Origin of the sequence: Rathayibacter rhapontici, assembly GCF_001995175.1 — a bacterium.
Taxonomy (GTDB): Bacteria; Actinomycetota; Actinomycetes; order Actinomycetales; family Microbacteriaceae; genus Rathayibacter.
The window spans coordinates 14,849-34,150 of the sequence record NZ_MUKN01000033.1; the positions used below are offsets into that span (position 1 = coordinate 14,849).

Here is a 19,302-nt window from a genome sequence, read left to right on the forward strand (position 1 = left end):
GGACCATGAGCAGCACCACCACCATCACGACCCCGATCGTCGAGGACGAGCCGCGCAGCCTCCGCGCCCGCGCCCTGGCCGTCCTCACCGCCCTGCTCCTCGCCGTCGGCGTCGTCGTCGGCGTCGCCACGAGCGCGCAGGCGGCCGACTGGCCGGTCCTCTCCTCCGGATCCCGCGGCGACGACGTGACCACCGCGCAGTACCTGCTGCGCGGCTCCGGCCAGTCGCTCGCCGTCGACGGGGAGTTCGGAGCGGGCACGGCGAGCGCCGTCACCGCGTTCCAGTCGGCGAAGGGCCTGGCCGCCGACGGCGTCATCGGCGGGCAGACGTGGGGCGCACTGGCCACGACCGTCCGGAGCGGCGACTCCGGTGACGCCGTGAGCGCCGCGCAGACCCAGCTGAACGCGAACGGCGCGTCGATCGCGGTCGACGGGGCCTTCGGCTCCGGCACCGATGCCGCCGTGAAGAGCTTCCAGAGCGGCGCCGGGCTGACCGCGGACGGCATCGTCGGGCCCGCCACCTGGAAGGCCCTGATTGCAGGGACCGGAGGCGGCACCACTCCCCCGCCGAGCGGCGATGCGGCGGCGACCGCGCAGGCGATCCTCGACGACCCGGGCATCGAGTTCGTGGCGCTCACCCCGGATCCCGCCTCCACGGCCCTGCAGAACGTCACCGACACGGCGGCCGGCCGGCCGGCGATGACGAGTCCCGAGGGGCACGCCGGGTCGGGACCCGTGCAGCTGGACCCGGTGATGCTCGACGCGCTCCTGCGACTGAGCACCGAGCACGGCTTCTCGGTGCGCGTCACCTCGATCGCGGGCGAGGAGCACAGCGCGGGATCGCTGCACTACACCGGGCGCGCGTTCGACATCGACATGATCGACGGGGTCACCGTCTCGGGCGGCGCCGACCACCTGCCGGTGCAGGCCGCCTGCGACGCGATGGGAGCCGGCAGCTCGCTCGGCCCCGGTGACGCCGGGCACGCCGATCACGTGCACTGCTCCTTCTGAGGGGCAGGACCACGCGAGGGCGGGTGCCGATCGGCGCCCGCCCCTTCCGCGCGCACCCGGCGTAGTCTCTCGACATGAGCGCCTACGTCTCCGTTCTCGACCTGTTCAGCGTGGGGATCGGTCCGTCGAGCTCGCACACCGTCGGCCCGATGCGCGCCGCCCTCGCCCTCGCCGAGCGCCTGCGGTCGGCGGGACTCCTCCCCCGGGTCAGCCGGATCGGCTGCACCCTGTACGGCTCCCTCGGCTCCACCGGGATCGGTCACGGCACCCCCGACGCGGTCGTCGCGGGCCTGGCGGGGCTCGACCCCGAGACCTGCGATCCCGAGGAGGTGCGCGGGGCCTGGCGCCGCCTCGACGTCGACGGGTCGATCCTGTTGGCAGGCGAGCAGCCGCTGCCGATGTCGAGTGACGACGTCGCCTTCGAGCCGCGGACCCGCCTGCCCGAGCACCCCAACGCGCTCACGTTCAGCGTGTGGCTCGGCGAGGAGGCGCTGCCGGAGTGGGAGGAGACCTACTACTCGATCGGCGGCGGCTTCATCCGGCGCGCGGGAGAGCGGGCCGACCTCGCGGCGCTGGCGGCGCATCCGCACCCCTTCGTCTCGGGCTCCGATCTGCTGGCGATCTGCGAGCGGACCGGCACGGGCATCGCCGGGATCGCCGCGGCGAACGAGGCGGCGCTGCATCCGGATCTCGACGTCGACGCCCGGCTCGACGCGATCTGGGACGCCATGGCGCGTGCGTCGAGCACGGACTCGTCACCGAGGGCGTCCTGCCCGGCGGCCTCGCCGTGCAGCGCCGCGCGTCGCTCATGCGCGAGCGGCTCGAGGCGCTCGAGGAGGACCCGCTCGACCGCGCCCGGGCGACGGCCGTGGAGTGGCTGCACGCCTTCGCGCTGGCCGTCAACGAGGAGAACGCGGCCGGCGGGCGCGTGGTCACGGCGCCCACGAACGGAGCGGCGGGCATCATCCCCGCCGTCGGCCACTACTACCTGCGCTTCGTGCCCGGTGCCGGGCGGGCGGGGCTGCGGGAGTTCCTCCTCACCGCCACCGCGATCGGCTCGCTCTGCAAGACCAACGCCTCGATCTCGGGAGCGGAGGCGGGCTGCCAGGGCGAGGTCGGCTCGGCCTGCGCGATGGCGGCTGGCGCCCTCTGCGCCGTGCTGGGCGGAAGCCCCCGCCAGGTCGAGAACGCCGCCGAGATCGCGATGGAGCACCACCTCGGACTCACCTGCGACCCGGTCGGCGGACTCGTGCAGATCCCCTGCATCGAGCGCAACGCCATCGCCGCGTCCACCGCGGTCAGCGCCGCCCGCCTGGCCCTGCACGGAGACGGGACGCACCGGGTCTCGCTCGACACCGTGATCGAGACGATGCGGCAGACGGGCATCGACATGTCCTCGAAGTACAAGGAGACGAGCGAGGGCGGCCTCGCGGTCAACGTCATCGAGTGCTGAGGTGAACCCGGGTTACGCGCGGGAGTGCGGCCGCGACGGCCGGCGCCTACCGTGGGCCGGGTGAGCAGCTCTCCCTACCTCGCCCGGCCGATCGTCTCGACGCAGTGGCTGGCCGATCAGCTCGGCCGCGACGGACTCGTCGTGATCGACGCGAGCGTGCTCTTCGTGCCCGCCTTCGACGGCCGCTACCGCTACCTCACCGGCGAGGACCAGTACCTCGTCGAGGGGCACGTGCCCGGTGCCGTCTTCGCGGATCTGCTCGAGCACCTCTCGGACGCCGAGGCGCCGCATCCGTTCACGAGGCTCGACCCCGAGCGGTTCGCCGCGGCGGTCGGCGCGCTGGGGATCGACGACGACTCCGTGGTCGTCGTCTACGACTCCGCGGTCGGCCAGTGGGCCTCGCGGCTCTGGTGGCTGCTGCGCACGGCCGGGCTCGACTCCGTGGCGGTGCTCGACGGCGGCCTGACGGCGTGGCGGCAGGAGGCGCGCCCGCTCGAGACGGGGCACGTCGCCCCGACGCCGCGCGACGGGCCGACCGTGCGCGAGGAGCGCCCGCTCTGGGTCGACAAGGCCGAGGTCGAGCGGGTGGTCCGCGGCGAGGCCCCGGGCGCTCTCGTCTGCGCGGTGCCGCCGAAGGAGTTCACGGGCGAGGCGGGGCAGCGTCCGCGCCGCGGCCACATCCCCGGCTCCCGGAGCGTGCCGGCCGCCCGTCTGGTCGACCGCGAGACGAACACCCTCCTGCCGCACGACCGGCTGCGCGCGCTCTTCGGCGACGCGCTCGACGCCGAGCGGGTGGTGCTGTACTGCGGAGGAGGCGTCGCGGCGGCGGCGGACGCGCTCGCCCTCACGCTGCTCGGCGTCCGCGAGGTGGCGATCTACGACGGATCGCTGAACGAGTGGGCCGCCGACCCCGACGCGCCCCTGGTGGTCACGGCCGCCTGACGAGCTCCGGCAGGTCCGTCGTCGGCAGCGTGCAGACGAACGCCTCGCAGGAGTAGGCGGTCGGCAGTCCCCCGCGGGAGGTCCGGCCCTCGAAGAGCTCGAACCCCGCCTCCGACCAGTCGGCGGCGGACCGATCGGTGACCAGGGCGAGCACGCCCACCTCGGTCGCCAGGGCGCCCCGCGCGAGACCGGTCAGCGGCGCCGCCTCCGGAGCGACCACGACCAGCTGCGTCACGGGCTCGGCCAGCGACGAGGCGAGCGCGAGCACCGCACCGAAGCCCATCGGCTGCTGCAGGGCTCCGGGGGCCACCGCGGCGACGACCGCCTCGGCCGCGTCGCGGTAGCGCCGCTCCCCCGTGAGCAGGAAGAGCTCGTGCGCGGCCCGCGCCGTCGCCGAGAGGCCGGAGGGGTATGCGCCCTCGGACGGATCGGCCGCCAGCAGCAGCCGCGCGCGACGAGCGCCGGGTCGCCGCCGCCGGGCAGGGCGAACGGCGGCCACGCCTCGGGCGCGGCATCGAGCGCGCCGTCGATCAGCGAGCGGGCGGCGAGGGCGTAGCGCGGCGCTCCGTCGGCGAGCGCCAGCTGCAGGAGCCCGCCGGCGAGCATCCCGAGGTCCTCGAGTGCGGGCCGGGCCGTCGAGACGCGCTCGTCGAGCGAGGCGCGGACGACGAGCGCGCCGTCGACGACGTGCCGGTCGAGGAGGAAGTCGGCCGCCCGGCGGGCGGCGTCGACCCAGTCGGCACGCCCGAGGAGGCGCCCGGCGCGGGCGAGCGCCTGGATCGCGAGGCCGTTCCAGCCGGTGACGACCTTCTCGTCGAGCGCCGGCGGTGCGAGGTGCGAGCGGTCCTCGGCGAGGTAGTAGCCGCCCTCGGAGCGCTGCCCGTCGACGATGCTCTCGGAGTCCTGGGCGCTGGCGAAGCCGCCGCCCGGGCGCTGCAGCGTGGTGATCAGGAACGACGCGATCCCCTCCGCGATCCCGGTGAGCGCGGTGCGGTCGGAGGTGCCGGCGCGGCCCAGCAGCAGGGCGGCGACGTCGAGCAGCTGGGCGTTGTCGTAGAGCATCCGCTCGTAGTGCGGCTCGCTCCAGTCCTCCCGGGTCGCGTAGCGGAAGAAGCCGCCGTCGCGATCGCGCAGGGGCGAGGCGGCGAGGGCCAGGAGGGTGCGCTCGGCGAGGTCGGCGCCGCCCGCCCGGGAGGCGAGGAAGCCGAGCACGGGCGCCACCGGGAACTTCGGCGCCGTGCCGAAGCCGCCGTGCACGCGGTCCTCCTCGGCGGCGAGGCGCCCGACGGCCGTGTCGAGGGCGTCGGCCCTGGGGAGCGCCGTCGACGCGGGCAGAGCGGCGGTCGCCTCGCGGAGGGCGTTCGCGAGCGAGCCGGCGGTGGCGTGCACCTCGTCGCGCCGGAGCCGCCAGGCCTCGCCGACCGCGTCGAGGACGTCCGAGAAGGCGGGCACGCCGCCCACGGCCCGCGGCGGGAAGTAGGTGCCGGCGTAGAAGGGCTCGCCGCCGGGCGTGGTGAAGACCGTGAGCGGCCAGCCCAGGTTGCGCGTGAAGGCGCTGGCGGCGGTGAGGTAGGCGGTGTCGACGTCGGGGTGCTCCTCGCGGTCGACCTTCACCGCGACGAAGCCGCCGTTCAGGCGCTCGGCGAGCGCCGGGTCCGAGAACGACTCGCGCGCCATGACGTGGCACCAGTGGCAGGTCGCGTAGCCGATCGACACGAGCACCGGCACGTCGCGCCGCTCGGCCTCGGCGAACGCCTCCTCGCCCCAGGGGAACCAGTCGACGGGGTTGTCCGCGTGCGAGCGGAGGTAGGGGCTGACACTGGAGCGCAGTCGTTCGGCCATGCCTCCACGCTAGACGCGAGCCTCGGCGCGGTCACGGGGTTGCAGAACCTGCACCGGGAGCCTCGCTCCGCCGTGATCGTGGCCGACGGGTCCTCTCAGCCGCGGTCCTGCTCCTCCACCTCGGGTGCCGGCACGAGCGGCAGCGCCAGGGCGGGCGTCAGCGCGACGATCGCGAAGGCGAGCGGATAGCCGACCAGGCCGATCAGCGCGCCCACCGCCGGCGCCGCGATCGCCGCCGCGGCGAACTGCCCCGTGTTCTGCGCCCCGAGCGCGCGGCCCGACCAGAACGGCCCGGCGATCTCGGCGACGGAGGTGAACGCCAGTCCGTTGTCGGCGACCGAGATCGTGGTCGCCACGACGAACAGGACCGCCGCCACGGCCACCGCGCCGTCGATCGCGCTCGTGGCGGCCAGGAGGAGCAGTGCCGCGACTCCGGCGACCGCGACCCAGCGCAGCGGACGCAGCCTCGACCCGACGCGGTCGCTGAGCACCCCGACTCCGATGCGGCCGAACGCGCCGGCGAACTGCGCGACGGCCACCAGGACGCCGGCCGCCCACGGCTCCCAGCCCTGGTCGGCGATCAGCCAGACCAGGCCGAACGTCGAGAGGGTGAACTGCGGCACGACCAGCAGGGCCGACACTCCGTGGATGCGCCAGAGCGCCCCACCCGAGCGGTAGGGGTTCCGCACCGGAGCCGAGGCCCCGGTCCGGGGCGGACGGGGCGGATCGACGATGCCGATCGCGCAGGCGACGGCGAGCACGGCGAGCAGGACGACGGGCAGGGCGAGCGCGGCCGGCACCCCGGCGGCGCTCGCGAGCGGCGGCACCGTGAGCGACGCGACCGCGACTCCGAGCGGCTGGCTCATCTGCCGGATGCCCATCGCGAGCCCGCGCCGGTTCCGCGGGAACCACCCGATCACCACGCGGCCGCTCGCCGCGTTGACGCTGCCCGACGCCATGCCGCCCAGCAGGAGGAAGACCCCGAGGAGCACGAGATCGCCGGTGAGCATCGCGGCGACCCCGGCGAGCGCCGTCGCGGCGACTCCGGTGGCGAGGACGATCCGCTCGCCGTGCCGGTCGGCGAGGGCGCCCCACGCGACGAGGGTGAGCACGAGCCCGACGTTCGGCGCGGCGGCGAGCAGGCCCGCCTCGGCGAGCGAGTAGCCGTACTGCGTGTGCAGGAGGGGGATCAGGAACGGCGGGACGGACACGAAGACGGTCGTCGCGGCCTGCGCGGCGACGCCGATCGCGAGCATCAGCCAGGGGCGGGGGGTGCGGGGCACAGTGCTCCAGGGATCACGAGCGGGACGGTGCCCAGGAGGCTACCGGGGCGACGGGGCCGGACGAGGCGCGACGTCGCTCCGTGTCGGGGCGCCGGGTCAGCGCTCGAAGAACCAGCCGCTGGGCCGCTGCGGCCCGCTCGGCGCGGCTCCGCCTCCGGTGCGCCCGCCCCGGCGGCCGAGGATCAGGTACGCGATGCTCCCGACGAACGGGGCGATCACGATGAAGGCGACCCAGCCGACCTTGCCCACCCTGCCCAGGCGCGGGTTCGCGAGCACGCCCTGGATCGCGAAGAGCAGCAGCACGATGTTCACGACCACGAGCAGGGACTGCGGATTCACGGCCGTGCTCTCCGCTCGAGGGTCTGCAGCCCCCGGCGGATCTCGCGGGGGGACGTGGGCATTCTGCCACGGCGCCGTAGGATGGAGGGCTCATGTCAGACGTCCTCAGCATCCGCTATCCGCCCGAGCTCCCCGTCTCGGCGCGGCGCGACGACATCGCCGCCGCGATCCGCGACCACCAGGTCGTCATCGTCGCCGGAGCGACCGGATCGGGCAAGACCACGCAGCTCCCCAAGATCTGCCTGGAGCTGGGGCGCGAGAGTATCGCGCACACGCAGCCGCGGCGCATCGCCGCGCGCACGATCGCCGAGCGCATCGCGGAGGAGCTCGACGACGAGGTCGGCGGCGTCGTCGGCTACCAGGTGCGCTTCACCGACAAGGCGAGCGCGTCGACGCGGATCAAGCTGATGACCGACGGCATCCTGCTCAACGAGATGAACCACGACCGGCTGCTCAGCCGGTACGACACGATCATCATCGACGAGGCGCACGAGCGCAGCCTCAACATCGACTTCCTGCTCGGCTACCTGCACCGGCTCCTGCCGCAGCGGCCCGATCTCAAGCTGATCATCACGTCGGCGACCATCGACCCGCTCAGCTTCGCCGCGCACTTCGCCGACGCCGAGGGGAAGCCCGCGCCGATCATCGAGGTCTCGGGACGCACGTTCCCGGTCGAGGTCCGCTACCGCCCGCTGGTCGCCGAGGAGCCGGAGGAGGAGGACGACACCGACACCCCGGACGCCACCGCCGGCAGCCGCGATCTGATGACCGGCATCGCCGACGCGCTCGCCGAGCTCGCCCGCGAGGATCCGGGCGACGTGCTCGTGTTCCTGTCGGGCGAGAACGAGATCCGCGACGCCGAGGACGCGATCCGCGGGCTCTCCCTGCCGGGCACCGAGGTGCTGCCGCTGTACGGGCGGCTGTCGGCCGCCGACCAGCACCGCGTCTTCGAGCGCTCGCGCACTCCGGGCGTGCGCCGCCGCGTCGTGCTCGCGACGAACGTCGCCGAGACGAGCCTCACCGTGCCGGGCATCCGCTACGTGATCGACGGAGGGACGGCCCGCATCTCGCGCTACAGCGCGCGGTCGAAGGTGCAGCGCCTCCCGATCGAGGCCGTGTCGCAGGCGTCGGCGAACCAGCGCTCCGGCCGCTCGGGCCGCACCAGCGACGGCATCGCGATCCGCCTCTACTCCGAGGAGGACTACCTCCGCCGCCCGGAGTTCACCGATCCCGAGATCCTGCGGACCGGCCTCGCGGCGGTCATCCTGCAGATGATCTCGCTCGGCCTCGGCGACATCGCCGAGTTCCCGTTCCTCACCCCGCCCGACTCGCGCGGTATCAAGGACGGTCTCGACCTGCTGACCGAGCTCGGCGCGATCCGCACGCCCGGCGCGTCCTCCTCCGACGCCCGCTCCTCCGACGCCCCCTCGCGAGATAGCACCTCGGTACGCGGCACGCCGCAGAGGGCGAACCGGAGCGGCATCCCGCGGAAGGAGCAGGGCCCGCAGCTCACCCGCATCGGCCGCGACCTCGCGCGCCTGCCGATCGATCCGCGGTTCGCCCGCATGGTCATCGAGTCGCGCACGCACCACACGAGCCGCGAGGTCATGGCGATCGTCGCCGGCCTCACCATCCAGGACGTCCGCGAGCGCCCGCTCGAGCGCCGCGCGCAGGCCGACCAGCAGCACGCCCGCTTCCTCGACCCGACCAGCGACTTCCTCACGCTGCTCAACCTCTGGAACTACGTCGAGGAGAAGCAGCAGGAGCTCTCCTCCAGCGCCTTCCGCCGGCTCTGCAAGGCCGAGTACCTCAACTACCTGCGCGTGCGGGAGTGGCAGGACGTGTTCCGCCAGCTCCGCCAGCTCGCGAAGCCGCTGCGCCTCGAGCTCGGCGAGCCGCGCGTGGATCCGGACGGCATCCACCGCTCGGTCCTGGCCGGGCTGCTCTCGCACATCGGCGTGAAGGACACCACCTCGCAGCAGGCCCAGCGAGCGGCCAAGAGCCGGGAGCGCCAGAACGTGCAGTACGTCGGCGCCCGCAACGCCAAGTTCTCGATCTTCCCCGGCAGCGCGCTGGCCAAGAAGCTGCCCGACGCGGTGATGAGCGCCGAGCTCGTCGAGACGAGCCGCCTGTTCGCCCGCTCGAACGCCGCCATCGACCCGGCCTGGGCCGAGGCGATCGCGGGCGACCTCGTGAAGCGGCAGTTCAGCGAGCCGCACTGGGAGAAGTCGCAGGGCGCGGCCGTCGCCTACGAGCGGGTCACCCTCTACGGAGTGCCGCTCGTCGCGCGCCGCCGCGTGCAGTTCTCCCGCATCGACCCCTCCTACGCGCGCGAGCTGTTCCTCCGTCACGCTCTCGTCGAGGGCGAGTGGGAGTCGCGGCACGCGTTCGACCGCAAGAACCGGGCCCTGCGAGCCGAGCTCGAGCGCCTCGAGGAGCGCACCCGCCGCCGCGACCTGCTCGTCGACGACGAGGCCGTCTTCGACTTCTACGACCGCCGCATCCCGCGCGACGTCACCTCCGTCCGCTCCTTCGACTCCTGGTGGAAGACGAAGCAGCACGACGAGCCCGACCTGCTGACGATGACGCAGCAGACCCTGCTGCCCGAGGACGCGGAGGAGATCGACGAGACCGCGTTCCCCACGCAGTGGCGTCAGGGCGACCAGCGCTTCCGCCTCTCCTACCGGTTCGAGCCGGGCACGGAGGAGGACGGCGTGACGGTGCACGTGCCGCTCGCGCTCCTGCCGCGCGTCACTCCGCTGGGCTTCGACTGGCTCGTGCCGGGGCTGCGCGCCGAGCTGGTCACCGCCATGATCAAGGCGCTCCCCAAGCACCTGCGCCGGAACGTGGTGCCGGCGAACGACTGGGCGAAGCGCCTCACCGCCTCGCTGCCGCAGGACGTGCCGAACCCGCCGACGGAGTCGTTCGCCGCGACGCTCGCCGGAGCGATCCGCCGCGAGGCGGGCGTGGTGATCGACGGCTCCGACTTCGATCTCGAGCGGATCCCCGCGCACCTCCGGGTCACGTTCGCGATCGCCGACGAGCGCGGCCGCACCATCGCCGCCGGCAAGGAGCTGGCCCCGCTGGCCGAGCGCCTGCGCGGACGCGTGCGCGACGAGGTCGCCCGCGTCGTCGAGGCCCGCGTGCCCGACGCGCTGGAGCGCCGGGGCCTGAAGACCTGGGACATGCCGGAGCTGCCGCGCACCACCGACACCCGCCAGGGCGGCAACACGATCCGCGCGTACCCGGCGCTGATCGACGACGGCGACTCCGTGTCGATCCGCCTGATGGCGACGCCCGAGGACCAGGCCCGCGAGCACCCCAGGGGCGTGCGCCGCCTGCTCCTGCTCGCGACGCCCAGCCCCGTGGCCTACGTGCAGCAGCACCTCAGCTCGAACGAGAAGCTCGTGCTCGCGCAGAGCCCGTACCAGAACACGACGGCCCTCTTCACGGACTGCCTGCTGGCCTGTGTCGACGCGGTGCTCTGGCGGATGAAGCCCGACGGCATGCTGTTCCTCCGCGCCGAGTTCGACGCGGTGCGCGACCGGGTCTCGGCGAGCGTGATGGACTCGATGTTCGAGACCGTGAAGACGGTCACCACCGTGCTCTCGACCGCGCGGGCCGCCGAGAAGGCTCTGAAGAACTCGACCAGCATGGCGCTGCTGCCGGCGCTGACCGACGCGCGCGAGCAGCTGTCGGCCCTCGTGCATCCGGGCTTCGTCTCGGCGACCGGTCTCGAGCGGCTGCGGCACCTGCCGCGCTACCTCGCGGCCATCACCGAGCGGTTCGGCAAGATCTCCGAGAACGTGGGCCGCGACCGCGTCTGGCTGAACGAGGTGCAGGCGGCCCTCGAGCTCTACCGCTCGGCCGGCGGCGCGCTGCCCCTGCCTCCGCACTCCCCCGAGAACCTGCAGCGCGCGCGCTGGATGATCGAGGAGCTGCGCGTGAGCTTCTTCGCGCAGTCGCTGGGCACCGCCGAGAGCGTCTCGCTGCAGCGGATCCGGAAGGTCCTCGCGGGCTGACCGGCGGCCTCGGGGCGCCGTCCCCGGCGGCCGCCCCGGGCGGCTAGTGTCGTCCGGTGGGCAGCTACACCGAACTCCTCAGAACCCCCGGGGTGGGGCGCATCATCGCCGCGCAGCTCACGGCGCGCTTCCCGTTCGGGATGCTCTCGCTCGCCTTCCTCCTGCACGTCGAGCACGTGCACGACTCGTACGCGGCGGCGGGGCTCGTGCTCGGCTCGATGTCGATCGGGCAGGCCATCGCCGGGCCGCTGACCAGCCGCTTGATGGGCCGCCTCGGCATGCGCCGGGTGCTCACGCTGACCCTGATCGTCTGCGCCGCCGCGATCATCGCCATGGCGGTGCTGCCGCTGGAGGTCTGGCAGTTCGTCGCGATCGGCTTCCTCGCCGGGCTCAGCATGCCCCCGGTGCAGCCCGCCGTCCGCACGATCTACCCCAAGATGGTGCCGAGCTCGATGCTCACCCCGCTCTTCTCGCTCGACGCCTCGGCGCAGGAGATCATCTGGGTGCTCGGACCGGTGCTGACGACCTTCGTGTCGATCCAGGTCTCGACGGTCGCGGGCATCCTGACCGCGGCCGTGTTCCTGATCGGCGGCGGCATCTGGTTCATCGCGTCGCCCGAGGTCGGGCGGGTGCGCATCCCGCGCTCCAAGCGCCGGATCGGCGTGGTGCTGACCAAGCCGCCGGTGCTGCTGGCGACCGTGGTCGGGTTCCTCCTGGTCGGCGCGTGCGCGGCGGTCGAGGCGGGCGTCGTCGCCGTGTTCGGCGAGGGCGGGGTGGAGTCGGGAGTGGTGCTCGCGATCTTCGCCGCCGGCTCGCTCGTGGGCGGTCTGACACTGGGGCACATCCCGATCAGCCGCTGGGCCACCGCACGTCGCATGCTGATCGTGACGGTCGGCATGGGGCTGGCCGCCTTCTCGACCGACTTCTGGTGGCTCTCGATCACGCTGTTCCTGGCCGGGGTCGGCATCGCTCCGGCCCTCGCCGCCCTCTTCACGATCACCGCCGCCAGCGTGAAGTTCTCGGACACGGCGGAGGCGTACGGCTGGGTCGGCACCGGCCAGCTGATCGGCGCCGCGCTCGGCTCCGCGATCGCCGGCGTGCAGATCGACTCCGAGGGCCCGACCGCGGCGATCGTCGTGGCCGCCGTCTTCGCCTTCGTCGGGTTCGTGGTGCCGGCGGTCGGCCGCCGCTACCACCCGGATCTGCGCGGCCGCGACTCGAGCCCGCTCCCCGACACCGAGCCGGTCGAGCTGCCGACCTGACCGCCCCTCGGGGTTTCCCCGGCAACACCCCTAAAGTGGTCGCCACGCGGCGGCCGGAGGTGAGGCGACGATGGGACTGCGGGAGGACGCCGAGGAGCTCGTCCGCGCGCATCGACGCGCGGTGGAGCAGGCCCAGGCGATCGAGCCCTGGGCCGATCCCGAGGCGCCGGAGTGGTGCGGCGAGCTGGCCGCGGCGCTCTGGCAGGGCGCGTTCCGCCCCTCCCCCGTCTACTACCGCGCCGAGGACCCGTCGCACGCGTGGCGGGGACCGCACACGGTGCAGCTGCACCACCTGGGCTTCGGCTGGATGATCACGGCCCGGTCGATGCGCGACGGCGCGCTGGTGCCGAGCACGGCGGTCGTGCTCGAGACGGGGTCGCTCTGGCTCGGGCTCGGGCCCGGCCGCCGGCCGCACCGGGGGCTGCTCGCCCTCGCCGACACCGAGAGCGTCGAGGGACTGCAGCCGGGGCACGACCACTACTTCGCGGTCCGCCGCTTCGCCGCGGGCGACGACGCCACGGCGGCCGAGCGGCGGCTGCTGTTCGGAGTCGCCGGGCTCGCCGCGCTGATCGAGGACGCGGTGCGCGTCGTCCGCACGGAGAGCTCGGCTGGGAGCTCTGAGCTCCTCCCGCGTCCAGGGACGGTGACGGACCGCGTGCCAGCATGGGGGGCATGAGCGTCCCCCTGATCCCCCTGAACGACGGCCGCGCGATCCCGCAGCTCGGACTCGGCGTCTACAAGATCGGCGACTCCGAGGCCGCCCGCGCGGTCGGCACGGCGCTGGAGGCGGGCTACCGGCACATCGACACCGCCACCCTCTACGCCAACGAGCGCGGAGTCGGCGAGGGCATCCGCGCGAGCGGGATCCCGCGCGAGCAGGTCTTCGTCACGACGAAGGTGTGGGACGACGACCACGGCTACGACGAGACGCTCGAGGCGTTCGACCGCAGCCTCGAGCTCCTCGGCACCGACTACATCGACCTCTACCTCGTGCACTGGCCGATCCCGTCCCGCGACCGCTACGTCGACACGTACCGCGCGCTCGAGCGGCTGCAGCAGGAGGGCCGCGCGCGGTCGATCGGCGTCTCGAACTTCGCGATCGAGCACCTCGAGCGCCTCGGCGCCGAGACCGGGGTCGTCCCCGCGGTCAACCAGGTCGAGCTGCACCCGCGGCTGCCCCAGGAGGAGCTGCGCGCGTTCGACTCGGCCCACGGCATCGTGACCGAGGCGTGGTCGCCCCTGGCCAGGGGGCGCCTGCTGGAGGAGCCCCTGCTGGCCCGTGTCGCCGCGCGCCACGGGGTCTCCCCCGCGCAGGTCGTGCTCCGCTGGCACGTGCAGAACGGGGTCGTCGTGATCCCCAAGTCCGTCACTCCCGAGCGGATCCGCGCGAACATCGACGTCTTCGGCTTCGAGCTGGACGCCGAGGATCTGGCAGGAATCGCCTCTCTCGCGACCGGCGAGCGCACCGGTCGCGACCCCCGCTTCGACTGACGCGCCCTAGCCTTCCACCATGACGACGCGGACCGCCCTCCTCCTGCACGGTCTCGGCGGCGCCGGGGGCACCTGGTGGCGGGTGGCCGAGGCGCTCGAGGCCGCGGGCTGGACGGTGAGCGCGCCGGATCTGCGCGGCCACGGCGACGGGGCGCGCGGCGGCTCCTCGCGGCACGACGACTTCGCGGACGACGTCCTCGCGCTGCGACCGGACGGCGGCGGTGCGTGGGGGCTGGTGGTCGGCCACTCACTCGGCGGTGCGGTGGCCGTGCGGGCGGCGGCGCGCGATCCGGAGTGGGCCGCGCGGCTCGCGCTGATCGACCCCGTCCTGCGCCTTCCCGAGGAGAGCGCGCGGAGGTGCGCGCCGACGAGCTCGACGCGCTCACCGCGACGGACGAGCAGCTCGCCGCCGCGGTGCCCGGCTGGGACGCCCGCGACCGCGCCGAGAAGCTGCGGGCGGCGCACTCGGCCGACCCCTCCTCCGTCGCCGCGGTATTCGACGACAACGACCCGTGGGACCTGCTGGCCGACGTGCCCGCCCTGCGGTCCCCGGTGCTGGTGCTCGCGGGCGACCCGCAGGTCTTCACGTTCCTCGGCCCGCGGCTGGCGGCCGAGGTGCTGCGGGCGAATCCGCGGGTGCGGTACGCGGTCGTGGCGGGAGCGGGGCACAGCCCGCACCGCGACCGGCCGGCCGAGACCGTGGCGATGCTGCGGGAGTGGGCGGAGAGCCCGGCGACGGCCTGAAACCGGCTCACCCGAGGAGCGGCCGCCGCGACGGTCCCGCCGTGTTTCTCAGAGGTGAAATCAGCCCCGGAAGGGTGTCCTTCTCGTGACTTCTGAGAATAGCCTCGCCTGCAGCGCACCCCGTTCGCAGAAGCGGGGAGCGCCGGTCGCCCACCCGGCGGCCTCTGTCATCGACGAAGGGACACCCCTGTGGTGAACAGCACACCCCGAGCACCCGGCGCACGGCGCCGGCGCTCCCTCCTCGGCACCAGCGCGATGATCGGAGCGGGCGCCCTCGTCGCCGGCTTCGTCTTCGCCCCGAGCGCGAGCGCGGTCGAGGCCGCCGACCTCGCCGACGCCGTCACGGTCGACGGCATCATGGAGCACCTGGAGGCGTTCCAGGCGATCGCCGACGCGAACGGCGGCAATCGGGCCATCGGCACGACGGGCTACGAGCTCAGCGGCCAGTACGTCGAATCCGTTCTCGCGGCCGCCGGCTACGAGACCGAGCGCCAGGACTTCACGACGACGACGCAGACGATCGACGCGTTCTCGCTCACCACGACCCCCGCCGTCGAGGGCATCCCGATGTCGTTCACGCCGTCCACGCCCGAGGGGGGCGTCACCGGCGAGCTCATCGCTCCCGTCGACCCGCTCGGCTGCACGGCCGATGCGTGGGCCGGTCTCGACGCCACGGGCGGAGTCGCCCTGGTCAGCCGCGGCACCTGCTCGTTCGCGGAGAAGAGCGCAGCCGCGGGAGCGGCGGGCGCCTCCGCGGTGATCATCTACAACAACGCCCCCGCCGAACCGCTGAACGGCACGCTCGGCGCTCCCGACGAGGCCTTCGTCCCGTCGGTCGGCGTCACCCTCGAGGAGGGCCAGGCGCTGCTCGCGGCGCTGCCCACGAGCGCGACGCTCGTCCTCGAGCAGACGACCACCGACACCGACACCTTCAACATCATCACCGAGACCGCGGGCGGGAACCACGACAACGTGGTCATGCTCGGCGCGCACCTCGACGGAGTGCCCGAGGGCCCCGGCATCAACGACAACGGCTCCGGATCGGCGACGCTGCTCGAGACGGCCGTCGAGCTGGCCGAGGCCGGCGAGACCACGAACGCGGTCCGCTTCGCCTGGTGGGGCGCCGAGGAGGTCGGCCTGGTCGGCTCCTACAACTACGTCGACTCGCTGACGGAGGAGGACGCCGCGAAGATCGCGACGTACATGAACTTCGACATGGTCGCCTCGCCCAACTACGTCGTCTCGGTCTACGACGCGAACGAGTCCACCTACGAGGCCCCGGTCGAGGTGCCCGCGGGCTCCATCGCCACCGAGAAGGCGTTCACGGACTACTTCGACTCCATCGGCCAGCCGTGGATCGACACCGCGTTCGACGGACGCAGCGACTACGACGGCTTCATCTCGGTGGGCATCCCCTCGTCGGGCGTCTTCACCGGAGCCGACGACATCAAGACGGAGGAGGAGGTCGCGCTCTTCGGCGGCACCGCCGGAATCCCGCACGACCCGAACTACCACTCGGTCGGCGACGACCTGGCGAACATCAACCAGGAGGCGCTCGGCATCACCTCGAAGGCGATCGCGTTCGTGACGGCTTCGTTCGCGGATGACACCTCGGCGATCGACGAGGAGAAGAACCCGACCCCGCCGACGCCGGAGCCCACGCCGGTCACGCTGCCGACGAGGGCCGAGATCCTGCGACTGCTCGCCTCGGGCATGAGCTACCGCGAGATCATCGCCGAGATCGGCATCACCGCCGAGAACGCTCAGCAGTACCTCGACGCGGGCCTGGGCGGGCTCGGTCTCGACCGCGCGAAGGTCGAGCGCCTCGTGCGCGAGTACCTCGCCGACCGCGAGCTGCTGACGGGCGCCGGCGTGTAGTCGACGGTCCCTGCGTTCAGGGAGCCCCGGGACGTCGAGACCGCCTGCTGCTGCAGGCTCCCTCGACGGCCCGGGGTTCCTTCGCGCGCGGCGCCGTCAGGGGCGGCGGGCGCGGTCGAAGGCGTCCTCGACGTCCTCGTCCGGGTCGGCGAGGAGGCGGAGGGTCGCGAGCGCGTGGATCCGCCTCGCCTGCTCCCCGGAGCGCGCGGCGGCCTCGAGGGCGGGAGCCGCGGACTCCTCGAGCATCAGGAGTGCCCGGGTGAGGCTCCGCTGCTCCGGACGATCGCCCTCGCCGAGGTGCTCGGCGAGCTGCCGGGCGAGGGCGGGACGCTCCTCCGGGGGTGCGAGGCGGGCGGCGGTGCGCCAGGCGGCCTTCGCGACCTCGAGGTGCTCGTCGTGCAGCAGCGAGGGCGTGATCGCGTCCCACGCCCGCGGATCGCCCACCTTGGACAGGGTGTGCAGGGCCTGCGCGCGGGCCTGCGGCGACTCCGACGTCAGCTCGGCGAGCAGCGGATCGACGGTGACCGCGGCGTCGTGCCGCACCAGCGCCCACGTGAGCATCTCGCGCACGCCGAAGTCGGGCTCGACGGCGCAGCGCTCGACGAGCACCGGCACGTACTCGTCGGCCGGTCTCGTGCCCGCGCTCATCGCGGCCTGCAGTCGCGACGAGGCGCTCGGCGCGAGCAGCGCCGCCCGGAGCCGGTCCGACGGCCGTGTCTCGTCGCTCATCCGCGTCTCCTCGCTCGCCATCCGCCCATTCCACACCCGCGGGCCGGGAGGACGTCGAGTGCCGGAAGGGCTTCCCGCCGCCGGGGCGCACGGTGTTCACTGAACGCATGCGAGCCATCTGGAAGGGCGCGATCACCTTCGGCCTGGTCAACGTGCCGGTGAAGATCTACAGCGCGACCGAGGACCACGACATCGCTCTGCACCAGGTGCACGACCGCGACGGCGGGCGGATCCGGTACCAGCGCAAGTGCGAGGTCTGCGGCGAGGTCGTCTCGTTCGATCACATCGACAAGGCCTACGACGACGGAGAGCACACGGTCGTGCTCACCAAGGACGAGCTCAAGGCGCTGCCCGAGGAGCGCGACCGCGAGATCGACGTGGTGCAGTTCGTGCCCAGCGACCAGGTCGACCCGATCATGTTCGACCGCGCCTACATCCTCGAGCCCGACTCCTCCTCCCCCAAGGCGTACGTGCTGCTGCGGCGCACCCTCGAGCAGACCGACCGCACGGCGATCGTGGAGTTCGCGCTGCGGCAGAAGACCCGTCTCGCGGCGCTGCGCGTGCGCGGCAAGCTGCTGATGCTGCAGACCCTGCTCTGGGCCGACGAGGTGCGCGAGGTCGAGTTCCCGTCCCTCGAGGGCACCACCCGGATCGCGGCCCGCGAGCTCGAGATGTCGTCGCACCTCGTCGACTCCTACTCCGAGGACTTCGACGCGTCGAAGTTCACCGACGCCTATCAGGAGGAGCTGCGCACCCTGATCGACGCGAAGATCGAGCAGGGCGACGCGCTCGACACCGCTGCGACCTTCGGCGAGAAGCCGGAGGAGGAGGGCGGCGGCGAGGTGCTCGACCTGATGGAGGCGCTCAAGCGCTCGGTCGAGCGCAGCCGCGGGGCGAAGGGCGACCCGAAGGGCGACGACGACGCTCCCGCGAAGACGAGCACCGCGAAGCGCTCGTCGAAGGCGGCCGCGGAGGACGACGCAGAGGGGTCGGGCGCTGCGGCGAAGAAGCCGGCGGCGGAGAAGCCGGCCGCGAAGAAGGCGCCGGCGAAGAAGGACGCCGCGAAGAAGCCCGCGGCGAAGCGGACGGCGGCGAAGAGCGACGAGGAGAAGGCCGCGTCCTGACGCGGACAGCCGGCGACTCCGGCGCGTCAGCGCCTCAGACGAGCTCGTCGACGTCGTCGAGGTCGACCGATGCCGAGCTCACCAGCGCCAGGAGCGCCTCCCCGTAGGCGTTCTCCGGCAGCGCGTCCTCGAAGGTCCGCGTCGCCCCGCCGAGCACGATCTCGACCACGTGGCGCGGGGGTTCGCCCTCCTCGCGGCGCAGCGAGCGGAACGTGCCCCGCAGCAGCTCCCGCAGCTGGTCCTCGCGCGGCATCCAGAGCGAGTCCTCGAGCGAGACCGAGTCCAGCGCCCACTCGGTGGTGCCGTTGAAGCCCAGCACGGTGCCGCTGGGGTACTCGTGCGCCTCGATCGTCATGTCGCTGACGGTGAACACGTCGCCGTCGAACCCCTCCCGCTCGATCCGGAAGCGGTCGCCGGTGGCGGGTGACCAGCGCACGCCCGCGGTGCGCAGCGCTCGGGCCAGCTCGAAGGAGATCATCCCCCGATCATGACCGCCGTTCCCGGACGTCCGCCGCGAGCGGTCAGAGCTGGGCGTCGCGCAGGAGCGAGCGCACGCCCAGGTCGGAGCGCCGCGCGTCGTCCTCCAGACCGTCGACCACGACGGCCGCGCCGACCCACTCCGCACCGGCGAGGGCGACCAGGCGGCGGCAGGCCGCGGCCTGCGTCCCGGTCTCGATCCAGTCGTCGACGAGCAGCACGCGGTCCCCCGGAGCGAGGACCGCGCGGCGCACCCGGAAGTGGATCGGATCGTCGCGGTAGTCGCGCGGGAGCGCCGACTCCCACCAGTCGACGCCGTCCTCGACCGGCGCCGACGCCTTCCGCGCCTCCACGAGGCCCGCGCCGCGGTGCAGGGCGACCAGGGCGGCCAGCGGAGTGCCCCGCGTCTGCGGACCGAGGACGACCGTCACCTCCTCGTCGGCGAACAGGGCGTCGAGGCCGGGGCCGAGTGCGGCGAGGAGGCCCGGATCGCGCCACCAGCCGGTCACGTCGGCGGATGCGAATCCGTCCGTCCGATCCCGGGAGTCGCCGTGCGAGCGGACCAGACGGCGGCGCAGGTCGTGGGGATCGCTCATGGCTCGACCGTAGTGGCGCGCGCTGCCGTGCCCGCTGCGACGCGATGTCGGTGGCTGAGTTCACACTCATGAAACACCCGGTTCACGGAGCGGGCATCTGGACTGCATAG

At 73.4% G+C, this 19,302-nt stretch carries 16 protein-coding genes and 1 pseudogene; 10 read left to right on the forward strand and 7 right to left on the reverse strand.

From position 1 onward, the window contains the following. The first annotated feature begins 5 nt into the window (after positions 1-5). The 3 genes and pseudogenes from B0T42_RS11710 to B0T42_RS11720 all read left to right on the forward strand — a co-directional run bounded on the left by B0T42_RS11710 (position 6) and on the right by B0T42_RS11720 (position 3,405). The gene (locus B0T42_RS11710; protein WP_077223301.1) at positions 6-1,010 is read left to right on the forward strand and encodes a peptidoglycan-binding domain-containing protein; all 1,005 of its coding nucleotides are present in this window, start codon (positions 6-8) and stop codon (positions 1,008-1,010) included. A 74-nt stretch (positions 1,011-1,084) separates the two neighbouring features. Continuing rightward, a pseudogene (locus B0T42_RS11715) lies at positions 1,085-2,463 on the forward strand (L-serine ammonia-lyase). 60 nt (positions 2,464-2,523) lie between these two features. Next, entirely contained in the window at positions 2,524-3,405 is an 882-nt protein-coding gene (locus B0T42_RS11720; protein WP_201788532.1) for a sulfurtransferase, read from the forward strand. Here B0T42_RS11720 and B0T42_RS22330 read toward each other — a convergent pair. The 4 genes from B0T42_RS22330 to B0T42_RS11735 form a co-directional block, all read right to left on the reverse strand. Then, positions 3,392-3,673 carry a hypothetical protein gene (locus tag B0T42_RS22330; RefSeq protein WP_342418239.1) on the reverse strand — a complete coding sequence of 94 codons (282 nt, stop codon included), beginning with the start codon at positions 3,671-3,673 and terminating at the stop codon, positions 3,392-3,394. The genes B0T42_RS11720 and B0T42_RS22330 overlap by 14 nt on opposite strands. Continuing rightward, complete coding sequence (locus B0T42_RS11725) at positions 3,637-5,247, reverse strand: thioredoxin domain-containing protein (protein ID WP_342418240.1); 1,611 nt, start codon at positions 5,245-5,247, stop codon at positions 3,637-3,639. The genes B0T42_RS22330 and B0T42_RS11725 overlap by 37 nt, the downstream gene beginning before the upstream one ends. A gap of 95 nt (positions 5,248-5,342) precedes the next feature. Further along, positions 5,343-6,503, reverse strand: a complete 1,161-nt coding sequence (locus B0T42_RS11730) for an MFS transporter (protein ID WP_077223318.1) — start codon at positions 6,501-6,503, stop codon at positions 5,343-5,345. A gap of 123 nt (positions 6,504-6,626) precedes the next feature. Beyond that, positions 6,627-6,869: a PLDc N-terminal domain-containing protein gene (locus B0T42_RS11735; protein WP_077223303.1), complete on the reverse strand. Its 243-nt coding sequence runs from the start codon at positions 6,867-6,869 to the stop codon at positions 6,627-6,629. A 92-nt stretch (positions 6,870-6,961) separates the two neighbouring features. Between B0T42_RS11735 and hrpA the strand changes: the two genes are divergently transcribed. The 6 genes from hrpA to B0T42_RS11765 all read left to right on the forward strand — a co-directional run bounded on the left by hrpA (position 6,962) and on the right by B0T42_RS11765 (position 16,266). Continuing rightward, a complete protein-coding gene (gene hrpA, locus B0T42_RS11740) occupies positions 6,962-10,891 on the forward strand; it encodes an ATP-dependent RNA helicase HrpA (protein ID WP_077223304.1) in 3,930 nt (1,309 codons plus the stop codon). A gap of 56 nt (positions 10,892-10,947) precedes the next feature. After that, entirely contained in the window at positions 10,948-12,153 is a 1,206-nt protein-coding gene (locus B0T42_RS11745; RefSeq protein WP_077223305.1) for an MFS transporter, read from the forward strand. Between the two features lie 70 nt (positions 12,154-12,223). Next, complete coding sequence (locus tag B0T42_RS11750) at positions 12,224-12,829, forward strand: hypothetical protein (RefSeq protein WP_077223306.1); 606 nt, start codon at positions 12,224-12,226, stop codon at positions 12,827-12,829. Next, positions 12,826-13,644 (forward strand): aldo/keto reductase, encoded by an 819-nt coding sequence (locus B0T42_RS11755; protein ID WP_077223319.1) that lies wholly within the window; start codon positions 12,826-12,828, stop codon positions 13,642-13,644. Before B0T42_RS11750 ends, B0T42_RS11755 begins: the two co-directional genes overlap by 4 nt. Positions 13,645-13,663: 19 nt before the next feature. Further along, a complete protein-coding gene (locus B0T42_RS22720) occupies positions 13,664-14,446 on the forward strand; it encodes an alpha/beta hydrolase (protein ID WP_077223307.1) in 783 nt (260 codons plus the stop codon). Between the two features lie 134 nt (positions 14,447-14,580). Beyond that, a complete protein-coding gene (locus B0T42_RS11765) occupies positions 14,581-16,266 on the forward strand; it encodes a M28 family peptidase (RefSeq protein ID WP_236720249.1) in 1,686 nt (561 codons plus the stop codon). A 96-nt stretch (positions 16,267-16,362) separates the two neighbouring features. Here B0T42_RS11765 and B0T42_RS11770 read toward each other — a convergent pair whose 3' ends face one another. Further along, positions 16,363-16,995 (reverse strand): HEAT repeat domain-containing protein, encoded by a 633-nt coding sequence (locus tag B0T42_RS11770; RefSeq protein WP_077223321.1) that lies wholly within the window; start codon positions 16,993-16,995, stop codon positions 16,363-16,365. Positions 16,996-17,102: 107 nt separating this feature from the next. On the opposite strand from B0T42_RS11770, the gene ku reads away from it, so the two are divergent. Then, entirely contained in the window at positions 17,103-18,119 is a 1,017-nt protein-coding gene (gene ku / locus B0T42_RS11775; RefSeq protein ID WP_077223308.1) for a non-homologous end joining protein Ku, read from the forward strand. A 34-nt stretch (positions 18,120-18,153) separates the two neighbouring features. Here the strand turns inward: ku and B0T42_RS11780 are convergent, their stop codons facing one another. Both B0T42_RS11780 and B0T42_RS11785 read right to left on the reverse strand, forming a co-directional pair. Next, positions 18,154-18,597 (reverse strand): pilus assembly protein CpaE, encoded by a 444-nt coding sequence (locus B0T42_RS11780; RefSeq protein ID WP_077223309.1) that lies wholly within the window; start codon positions 18,595-18,597, stop codon positions 18,154-18,156. A gap of 43 nt (positions 18,598-18,640) precedes the next feature. Next, a complete protein-coding gene (locus tag B0T42_RS11785; RefSeq protein ID WP_077223310.1) occupies positions 18,641-19,192 on the reverse strand; it encodes a phosphoribosyltransferase family protein in 552 nt (183 codons plus the stop codon). Between the last annotated feature and the right edge of the window lie 110 nt (positions 19,193-19,302).

Excerpts from the sequence above, each read along its gene's own strand:
- B0T42_RS11710 (WP_077223301.1), top strand. The coding sequence starts at position 6 with ATGAGCAGCACCACCACCATCACGACCCCGATCGTCGAGGACGAGCCG.
- B0T42_RS11725 (WP_342418240.1), bottom strand. The coding sequence starts at position 5,247 with ATGGCCGAACGACTGCGCTCCAGTGTCAGCCCCTACCTCCGCTCGCAC.
- B0T42_RS11730 (WP_077223318.1), bottom strand. The coding sequence starts at position 6,503 with ATGCTCGCGATCGGCGTCGCCGCGCAGGCCGCGACGACCGTCTTCGTG.
- hrpA (WP_077223304.1), top strand. The coding sequence starts at position 6,962 with ATGTCAGACGTCCTCAGCATCCGCTATCCGCCCGAGCTCCCCGTCTCG.
- B0T42_RS11750 (WP_077223306.1), top strand. The coding sequence starts at position 12,224 with ATGGGACTGCGGGAGGACGCCGAGGAGCTCGTCCGCGCGCATCGACGC.
- B0T42_RS11755 (WP_077223319.1), top strand. The coding sequence starts at position 12,826 with ATGAGCGTCCCCCTGATCCCCCTGAACGACGGCCGCGCGATCCCGCAG.
- B0T42_RS22720 (WP_077223307.1), top strand. The coding sequence starts at position 13,664 with ATGACGACGCGGACCGCCCTCCTCCTGCACGGTCTCGGCGGCGCCGGG.
- B0T42_RS11770 (WP_077223321.1), bottom strand. The coding sequence starts at position 16,995 with ATGAGCGACGAGACACGGCCGTCGGACCGGCTCCGGGCGGCGCTGCTC.
- ku (WP_077223308.1), top strand. The coding sequence starts at position 17,103 with ATGCGAGCCATCTGGAAGGGCGCGATCACCTTCGGCCTGGTCAACGTG.
- B0T42_RS11780 (WP_077223309.1), bottom strand. The coding sequence starts at position 18,597 with ATGATCTCCTTCGAGCTGGCCCGAGCGCTGCGCACCGCGGGCGTGCGC.
- B0T42_RS11785 (WP_077223310.1), bottom strand. The coding sequence starts at position 19,192 with ATGAGCGATCCCCACGACCTGCGCCGCCGTCTGGTCCGCTCGCACGGC.